This window comes from Acidovorax sp. KPB24-07, assembly GCF_057543315.1.
In genome coordinates, this window is the sequence record NZ_BAAJYS010000148.1 from 1 (window position 1) to 8,843 (window position 8,843).

The 8,843-nt window shown below is 69.5% G+C and carries 5 protein-coding genes and 2 pseudogenes; 5 read left to right on the top strand and 2 right to left on the bottom strand.

The annotated features are described in order from the left end of the window. A partial coding sequence (locus AC27IQ_RS14855; RefSeq protein ID WP_487089918.1) for a LysR family transcriptional regulator occupies positions 1–402 on the bottom strand: 402 nt, incomplete at its 3' end. Between the two features lie 193 nt (positions 403–595). Next, positions 596–1,336, bottom strand: coding sequence for a GntR family transcriptional regulator (locus AC27IQ_RS14860; RefSeq protein WP_487089919.1), 741 nt, complete (start codon positions 1,334–1,336; stop codon positions 596–598). A gap of 115 nt (positions 1,337–1,451) precedes the next feature. Here AC27IQ_RS14860 and AC27IQ_RS14865 point away from each other — a divergent pair. The 5 genes and pseudogenes from AC27IQ_RS14865 to AC27IQ_RS14885 form a co-directional block, all read left to right on the top strand. Then, positions 1,452–2,813, top strand: a pseudogene (locus AC27IQ_RS14865) (class-II fumarase/aspartase family protein); the annotation flags it as partial. Positions 2,814–2,857: 44 nt separating this feature from the next. After that, positions 2,858–3,841: a tripartite tricarboxylate transporter substrate-binding protein gene (locus AC27IQ_RS14870; RefSeq protein ID WP_487089920.1), complete on the top strand. Its 984-nt coding sequence runs from the start codon at positions 2,858–2,860 to the stop codon at positions 3,839–3,841. A gap of 4 nt (positions 3,842–3,845) precedes the next feature. After that, positions 3,846–5,240 (top strand): class II fumarate hydratase, encoded by a 1,395-nt coding sequence (locus tag AC27IQ_RS14875; protein WP_317353694.1) that lies wholly within the window; start codon positions 3,846–3,848, stop codon positions 5,238–5,240. A 210-nt stretch (positions 5,241–5,450) separates the two neighbouring features. Next, a pseudogene (locus AC27IQ_RS14880) lies at positions 5,451–7,666 on the top strand (malate synthase G). A gap of 226 nt (positions 7,667–7,892) precedes the next feature. Further along, the coding region (locus tag AC27IQ_RS14885) for an MCP four helix bundle domain-containing protein (protein ID WP_487089921.1) at positions 7,893–8,843 on the top strand (951 nt) is incomplete at its 3' end.

The window sequence follows — 8,843 nt, forward strand, 5'->3', positions numbered from 1 at the left end:
CAGATCGACCACGCGGTCGCTCAGGTTGAGCGAGATGGTCACCTCGGCATGCAGGTCGCGAAAGCGCGGCACCAGCGGCGCCACATGGCGCCGCCCGAAGCCCGCCGGCGCGGTGATGCGCAGGTGCCCGGTGGCCTTGACGCCGCCGGCGGACACGCTGGCCTCGGCATTCGCCACGTCGGACAGCAGGCGCTGGCAATCTTCCAGGAAGGCGCTGCCCTCGTGCGTGAGGTGGATGCGCCGCGTGGTGCGCACCATGAGCTTGACCCCCAGGTGCTCTTCCAGCGCATCGAGCCGGCGCCCCATGATGGCCGGGGCCACGCCTTCGGCCTTGGCGGCCGCGGTGAGGCTGCCGCGCGTTGCCACCGACACGAATGACTCGAAGGCCTTGAGCTTGTCCATGGGCGCCGATTATGCGGATGGATGTCACGGATGCATGCGGGTTCCACGCTGATTGCTGACGTAGGACTTCAAGCGAAATCGGGCACCAGTGCAATTAATTCTAGGGCGTATAGCTATCAAAAAAATAGCAAACTCTGCCCCATGAATTGCACGGGGTCGCCCCGCCCCGCGCCGATCGCTCCCGCAGCCGCGCCTAGACGGCCGCGCGGGTGAGCTGCATCGACAGCGTGTAGCGGCTGGCTGGGTGCAGCGTCACGCTCACATCCATCAGTTCGCCGCCGGTGTCCACGTAGCGGCGAACGATCTTCAGCGCCGCGGAACCGGCGGGCGCCTGCAGCTCTTCGGCCAGCGACTCCGGCACCAGCGCCCCCACGATGTCCTGCCGCACCTTGGCGATGCGCAGGCCGTACTGCGCCTCCAGCAGGCTGCTGACCAGCACGTCGGGCGCGGCGCGCACGTGTTCGGCCAGCTCCCGCGCGTCGAAGCGGGCCGCATCCACATAGACCACCGTCCAGGCGATGGGCAGGTGCGGTGCGGCGCCGTCCCGGCGCAGGCTGGCGATGGCAAGGCAGCGGCTGCCGGCGGCGCAGCCCAGTTCGGCGGCCAGGTCGCGGTCGAGCACCACCTCTTCGATGCGGCGCACCTCGCGCATGTGGGTGGCGCCGAACTGCACCAGGTCGTCCAGCGAGGTCAGCGTCTGCTGGTAATGCGCATTGGGCGTGGCCGCCTCCACGCGCGTGCCCACCTTCTTGCGGCGCGACACCAGGCCGGACTGCTGCAGCTCCGAGATCGCGGCGCGCACCGTGTGGCGGCTCACGCCGTAGCGGTCGCACAGCTCCAGCTCGGTCGGCAGCAGCGCGCCCACCACGTATTCGCCCGCGGCGATGCGCTCCGACAGATGGCGCGCCACCAGCGCATAGCGCGGCTCAGCCATGGGCGCAGCCTTTCATCCGGGGTAAACCCGGATTTTCTTTATGTACGTACATAAACACAATAATTTATATGTCCGAACTTAATCACCCGCGGACGCCGACGCAACCACCGACACCATGACCACCCCCGCCTTCGCCTCCAGCACCGCCATCGACTCGCTGCTCTTTCGCGACGCTTTCGGCACGCCCGCCATGCGCGCGATCTTCGCCGACCGCACGCTCGTCGCCCGCTACATCGAAGTGGAGGTGGCGCTGGCCGCCGCGCAGGGCCGCTGCGGCGTGATTCCGGCCGAAGCGGCCCGCGAGATCGCCGCGCGCTGCGACCTGAACGCGCTCGACTTCGAGCTGCTGCGCCAGGAGACCGACATTGTCGGCTACCCCATCCTGCCGCTGGTGCACCAGCTGGTGAAGCAGTGCGGCGACGCCGGCCGCTATGTGCACTGGGGCGCCACCACCCAGGACATCATGGACACGGCCACGGTGCTGCAGGTGCGCGACGCGCTGGCGCTGGTGGAAGCCGACATCGTGGCCCTGCGCGGCATCCTGGCCGGCCTGGCCGAGCGCTACCGCGACACGCCCATGGCCGGGCGCACCCATCTGCAGCACGCGCTGCCCATCACCTTCGGCTACAAGGCCGCCATCTGGCTGGCGATGTTCGACCGCCATGCCGAGCGGCTGCAGGAATTGAAAAAGCGCGTGCTCGTCGGCCAGTTCGCCGGCGCCGCAGGCACGCTGGCCTCGCTGGGCGATCGCGGGCTGGAGGTGCAGGGCCTGCTGATGGAGGAGCTGCAGCTGGGCGTGCCCGCCACCACCTGGCACGTGGCGCGCGACGGCCTGGCCGAGGCGGTGAACTTCCTGGCCCTGGTGACCGGCTCGCTGGGCAAGATCGCCTACGACGTGATGCTGCTGTCGGCCACCGAGTTCGGCGAGGTGTTCGAGCCCTTCGTGCCCGGCCGTGGCGCCAGCAGCACCATGCCGCAAAAGCGCAATGCGATCTCCAGCGAGCTGATGCTGGCGGCCTCCAAGTCCGTGCGCCAGCATGCTGGCCTGATGCTGGACGCCATGGTGCAGGACCTGGAGCGCGCCACCGGCCCGTGGCACGCCGAATGGATCGCCATTCCCGAGAGCTTCGTGCTCACCGCCGGGGCCCTGAACCAGGCGCGCTTCATGCTCGGCGGCCTGATCGTCAACGAAGACCGCATGGCGAAGAACCTGGACATGACGGACGGCCTGATCGTGGCCGAGGCCGTGATGATGGGCCTGGCCCCGTTCACCGGCCGCCAGCAGGCGCACGACATCGTCTACGGCGCCTGCCGCACCGTGAACACGCAGGGCGGCACGCTGGCCGATGCGCTGGCGCGGCTGCCCGAGGTGTCGGCGCACTTCGACCGCGCGGCGATCGACCGCCTCACCGATCCCCGCAACTACCTGGGCGCCGCGCCCGGGATGGTGGACCGCGCCCTGGCCCTGTCGCGCGCGCAGAAAAAAAAGCTGATTCCCAAGAGCGTCAACCGGAGACACGCATGCAACCTTCGACCTTCCGCCGCACCGCCGTGGCGCTGGCCGCCGCCGCCCTGGCCTTCGCCGCCCAGGCGCAGGGCTACCCCGCCAAGCCGCTCACCTGGATCGTGCCCTTCGCCGCCGGCGGCCCCACCGACGCCATGGCGCGCGACATCGCGCAGCGCACCAGCACGCAGCTGGGCCAGCAGATCATCATCGAGAACACGCCGGGCGCCGGCGGCACCATCGGCAGCGCCAAGGCGGCGCGCGCGCCGGCGGACGGCTACACCTTCCTCGTCGGCCACATGGGGTACATGGGCGCCTCGCCCTCGCTGTACAAGAAGCTGGCCTACGACCCGGTGAAGGACTTCGACGCCGTCTTCCGCTTCCCCGACACGCCCCTGGTGCTGCTGGTGGGCAAGAACTCGCCGTACAAGACGGCCGAGGACCTGATCGCCTACGGCCAGCAGAACCCGGGCAAGCTCAACTTCGGCAACGCCGGCGTGGGCTCCACCTCGCACCTGGTGGCGGCGCTGTTCGCCAGCCGCGCGAAGGTCGAGATCACCTCCGTGTCGTACAAGGGCGCGGCTCCGGCCATGACCGATCTGGTGGCCGGCCAGGTCGATGCGATGTTCGACCAGACCAACACCGCCCTGCCCCAGCTGGCCGGAGAGCGCGTGCGCGCCGTGGCGCTCACCTCCGACAAGGCCATGCCGCAGTTCCCGGGCGTGCCCCCGCTGGGCCAGAAGGTGATTCCCGGCTTCGAGACCGCCACCTGGTACGGCATCTACGCCCCCAAGGGCACGCCGCGCGAGGCCATCCAGAAGGTCTACCAGGCCTACACCAAGGCCCTGGCCGACAAGGCCTGGACCGACAGGATGGCCGCGCAGGGCATCCGCATGCTGCCGGACGATCAGTACACGCCGGACGCCTTGGCCAGACACACCGCCACGGAGGTGGAGCGCTGGCGCAAGGTGGCGGCCGAGGCCAGGATCTCACTGGACTGACCGCATGGGCGCCGCCACCCGCACCGAGCACGACGCCTTCGGGCCGGTCGAGATCCCCGCCGACCGCCTGTGGGGCGCGCAGACCCAGCGCGCGCTCGCGGTCTTCGACATCGGCGAGGAACGCTTCCCGGCCTGCCTGCTGCACACCTTCGGCCTGCAAAAGCAGGCGGCGGCCCGCGCCAACCGCCGCCTGGGCACGCTGGACGCCCCGCGCGCCGACGCCATCGAGGCCGCCGCCGAGGAGTTGCGCACCGGCCTGCTGGATGCGCACTTTCCGCTCACCATCTGGCAGACGGGCTCGGGCACGCAGACCAACATGAACGCCAACGAGGTGCTGGCCAACCGCGCCAACCAGTGCCTGGGCCAGCCGCCGGGCACGCGCAGCCCGGTGCACCCGAACGACCACGTGAACGCCTCGCAGTCGTCCAACGACACCTTTCCGACCGTGATGCACCTGGCGACGGCGCTGGAGCTGCGCGACCGACTGGTGCCCGCGCTCGCGCTGCTGCAGTCGCGCCTGCAGGAGCGGGCCACCGCCTTCGCCGGCGTGCTGAAGATCGCGCGCACCCACCTGATGGACGCCGTGCCCATGACGCTGGGCCAGGGCTTCGACGCCTTCGCCCACCAGGTGGGCCATGGCATCGACCGGCTGCACGCCACCCTGCCCCGCCTGTGCCTGCTGGCGCAGGGCGGCACCGCGGCCGGCACGGGGCTGAATGCGCCGCCCGGCTTCGACGTGGCGTTCTGCGAGGAGGCCAGCGCGCTGGCCGGCATGGCCTTCACGCCCAACCCGAGCAAATTCGAGGGCATGGGCGCGCACGATGCGCTGGTGGAGGTGTCCGGCGCGCTGAACGTGGTCGCCGCGTCGCTGGCCAAGATCGCCAACGACCTGCGGCTCCTGGGCTCGGGCCCGCGCTGCGGCCTCGGCGAGCTGCGCATCCCGGACGACGGGCTCACCTCGTCGATCATGCCGGGCAAGCGCAACCCGACCATCGCCGAGGTGGTGGCGCAGGCCGCCTGGCAGGTGATGGGCAACCACACCACGATCACGCTGGCCGGCGCATCGGGCCACTTCGAGCTGAACGTGGCCAAGCCGGTGCTCATCCACAACCTGCTGCAGTCCATCCGCGTGCTGGCCGACAGCGCCCGCGTGTTCGCCGAGCGGCTGGTGCAGGGCATCGAGGCCGACACCGACCGCCTGGCCGCCAACGTGGACAACGCCCTGCTGCTGGCCACCGCCCTGAACCCGGTGCTGGGCTACGACCGCGTGGCCCGCATCACGCGCGAGGCCATGGAACGCGGCATCACGCCGAAGGCCGCCGCCGTGGCGCTGGGGTTTCTCACGGGCGACGAATACGACCGAAGGGTGGACGCGCGGGCCATGGCCGGGCGCGGCTGACGGGCACCGAAGGCGCTCCGGGCGGCGGCGCAACCCCGCCCGGACCCCGCCGCCGCTTTCTTCATTTGTGCGTAAAAGTCACTGGTTCTGAGATTTTCAGGCGGTTTATGTCTGGAAAGATTTGCAATACAGTGGGTCGACATCGTGGTGACGGTCCCTGGCGGCCGTTGCCGGTTCGCATCCACCCTTTCCCAGACCCAAGAGACTTCCATGACCGACCGCACCACCGTTCACGGCCTGCAAGTGGCCACCTCCCTGCACCGCTTCGTCGAAGACCGGGTCCTGCCCGGCACGGGCGTGGACAGCGAGGCGTTCTGGAAGGGCTTCAGCGCGCTGGTGTCCGATCTGGCGCCGCGCAACATCGCCCTGCTGGCCGAGCGCGACCGCCTGCAGTCCGAACTCGACACCTGGCACCGCGCCAACCCGGGCCCGGTGCAGAACATGGCGGCATACCGAGCCTTCCTCGAACAGATCGGCTATCTGGTGCCGCAGCCGGCCGACGTGCAGGCCACCACCGCCAACGTGGACGACGAACTCGCCACGCAGGCCGGCCCGCAGCTGGTGGTGCCGATCCTGAACGCACGCTATGCGCTCAACGCGGCCAACGCGCGCTGGGGCTCGCTGTACGACGCGCTCTATGGCACCGACGCCATCCCCGAGACCGACGGCGCCGAGAAGGGCCAGGGCTACAACCCCGTGCGGGCGCCCGCGTGATCGCGTTCGCCCGCGAGGTGCTCGACCAGGCCGCGCCGCTGGCCCAGGGCACGCACAAGAACGCCGCCGGCTACCGCGTGGAAGGCGGCCAGCTGGTCGTCGCGCTGGAGGGCGGCGGCACCACCGGCCTGCAGGAGCCGGCCCAGTTCGTGGGCTACCAGGGCGAGGCGTCGGCGCCTTCGTCCGTGCTGCTGCGCCACCACGGCCTGCACCTGGACCTGCAGATCGACCGCAGCACGCCCATCGGCAAGACCGATCCCGCCGGCGTGAGCGACCTGGTGGTAGAAGCCGCGCTCTCGACCATCCTGGACCTGGAAGACTCCGTGGCCGCCGTCGATGCCGAGGACAAGGTCAACGGCTACGCCAACTGGCTGGGCATCCTGAAGGCCGACCTCACCGAGCAGGTGAGCAAGGGCGGCAAGACCTTCACGCGCGGCCTGAACCCCGACCGCCTGTACACCGCCCCGGACGGCAGCGGCGAGGTGCGCCTGCACGGCCGCTCGCTCATGTTCCTGCGCAACGTGGGCCACCTCATGACCAACCCGGCCGTGCTGTGGACCGATGCGCAGGGCACGCAGCGCGAGATTCCCGAAGGCATCCTGGACGCCGTGGTCACCACCACCATCGCGCTGCACGACCTGCAGGGCAAGGGGCAGGGCGGCATCCGCAACTCGCGCAAGGGCAGCGTCTACATCGTCAAGCCCAAGATGCACGGCCCGGCCGAGGTGGCCTTCGCCAGCGACCTGTTCGGCCGCGTGGAGCAACTGCTGGGCTTGGCCGAAAACACCGTCAAGCTGGGCATCATGGACGAGGAGCGCCGCACCAGCGTCAACCTCAAGGCTTGCATCGCCGCGGCCTCGGCGCGCGTGGCGTTCATCAACACCGGCTTCCTGGACCGCACGGGCGACGAGATGCACACCGCCATGCAGGCCGGCCCCATGGTGCGCAAGGGCGACATGAAGGCCAGCGCCTGGATCCAGTCGTACGAGAAGAACAACGTGCTCGTGGGCCTGTCGTGCGGCCTGCGCGGAAAGGCGCAGATCGGCAAGGGCATGTGGGCCATGCCCGACCTGATGGCCGAGATGCTCAAACAGAAGATCGCCCACCCCAAGGCCGGCGCCAACACCGCCTGGGTCCCGAGCCCCACGGGCGCCACGCTGCACGCGCTGCACTACCACCAGGTCAACGTGGCCGAGGTGCAGAAGGAGCTGGAAAAGACCGACGCCAACGCCGAGCGCGACAACCTGCTGACCGGCCTGCTCACGGTGCCCGTCACCGCCACGCCGCAGTGGAGCGATGCCGAAAAGCAACAGGAACTGGACAACAACGCCCAGGGCATCCTGGGCTACGTGGTGCGCTGGATCGACCAGGGCGTGGGCTGCTCCAAGGTGCCCGACATCCACAACGTGGGCCTGATGGAGGACCGCGCCACGCTGCGCATCAGCAGCCAGCACATGGCCAACTGGCTGCTGCACGGCGTGGTGACCGAAGCGCAGGTGCGCGAAACCTTCGAGCGCATGGCCGCCGTGGTGGACCAGCAGAACGCCGGCGATCCGCTGTACCAGAAGATGGCCGGGCGCTTCGCCGAATCGGCCGCCTACCAGGCCGCGTGCGACCTCGTCTTCAAGGGCGTGGAGCAGCCCAGCGGCTACACCGAGCCCCTGCTGCACGCCTGGCGGCTGAAGGTGAAGGCCGGCGCCGCCGTGCGCTGAACCGGCTCGGCACCTTCCGCCCGGCCGGCACCCCGAGTGCCGGCCACCCCCCCGTCGACGGGGCACCCATCCGGGTGCCCCGTTGTCGTTGGGCGCCCGAAAAGCACGGCTTAACAGGGGTATCCGGGTAAATCCATATGTTCCGGCAATGCGTAAGGGTTTGTAGTTGCGCTGGATCAATGCGGAGAGAATCGCCACCCAACCAAGGGTTTTCCCTAGCCTCACCATGAACCTCCAAAACATTTCCATCGGAAAACGCCTGGGCCTGGCCTTCGGCGTGCTCATCCTCTTCATCGTCACCATGCTGGGCGTGGGCACCTGGAAATTGCAGTCGGTGGCGCAGGAGACGGCTTCGATGATGGCCCTGCCCCTGACCAAGGAGCGGCTCATCTCCGACTGGTACCGCACCATCTTCAGCAACGTGCGCCGCCACAGCGTGGTGGCCCGCAGCACCGACTCCACCCTGGCGCAGCAGTTCGCGGCGGACAACGCAGCGGCCTCCAAGATGTCGTCCGAGCAGCAGAGCCAGCTGTCCAAGCTCATCAGCAGCCCGCAGGAGCAGGCCCTGTTCGACAAGGCCGGCGAAGAGCGCAAGCGCTTCGTCGTCGCCCGCGATGCCATCTACAAGGCCAAGGCCGAGGGCCGCTCCGAAGACGCCGAGCGCATCCTGAACGCCGACTTCACCCCCGCGGGCGAGCAATACCTGCAGGCCCTGCAGGCGATGCTGGACTTCCAGCGCGCGCAGATCAACGAATCCTCCGAAGCCGTGCAGGCCAATTACCAGAGCGGCCGGCTGCAGCTGATCGCGCTGGGCGCGCTGGCCACGCTGATCGCGCTGGCGCTGGCCGTGGCGATCACGCGCAGCATCACCCACCCGCTGCACGATGCCGTGACCATGGCCAAGACCGTGGCCACGGGCGACCTCACCGTGTCGTCCGACAGCACCGCGCAGGACGAGACCGGCCAGCTGCTGCGCACGCTGAACGCCATGGGCGAGCAGCTGCGCACCGCCGTGGGCCAGGTGCGCCACGGGGCCGAGGGCATCGCCGTGGCCTCCAGCGAGATCGCGCGGGGCAACCTGGACCTGTCCAGCCGCACCGAAGAGCAGGCCAGCGCGCTGCAGCAGACAGCTGCGTCCATGGAGCAGATGACCGCCACCGTGCGCCAGAACGCCGAC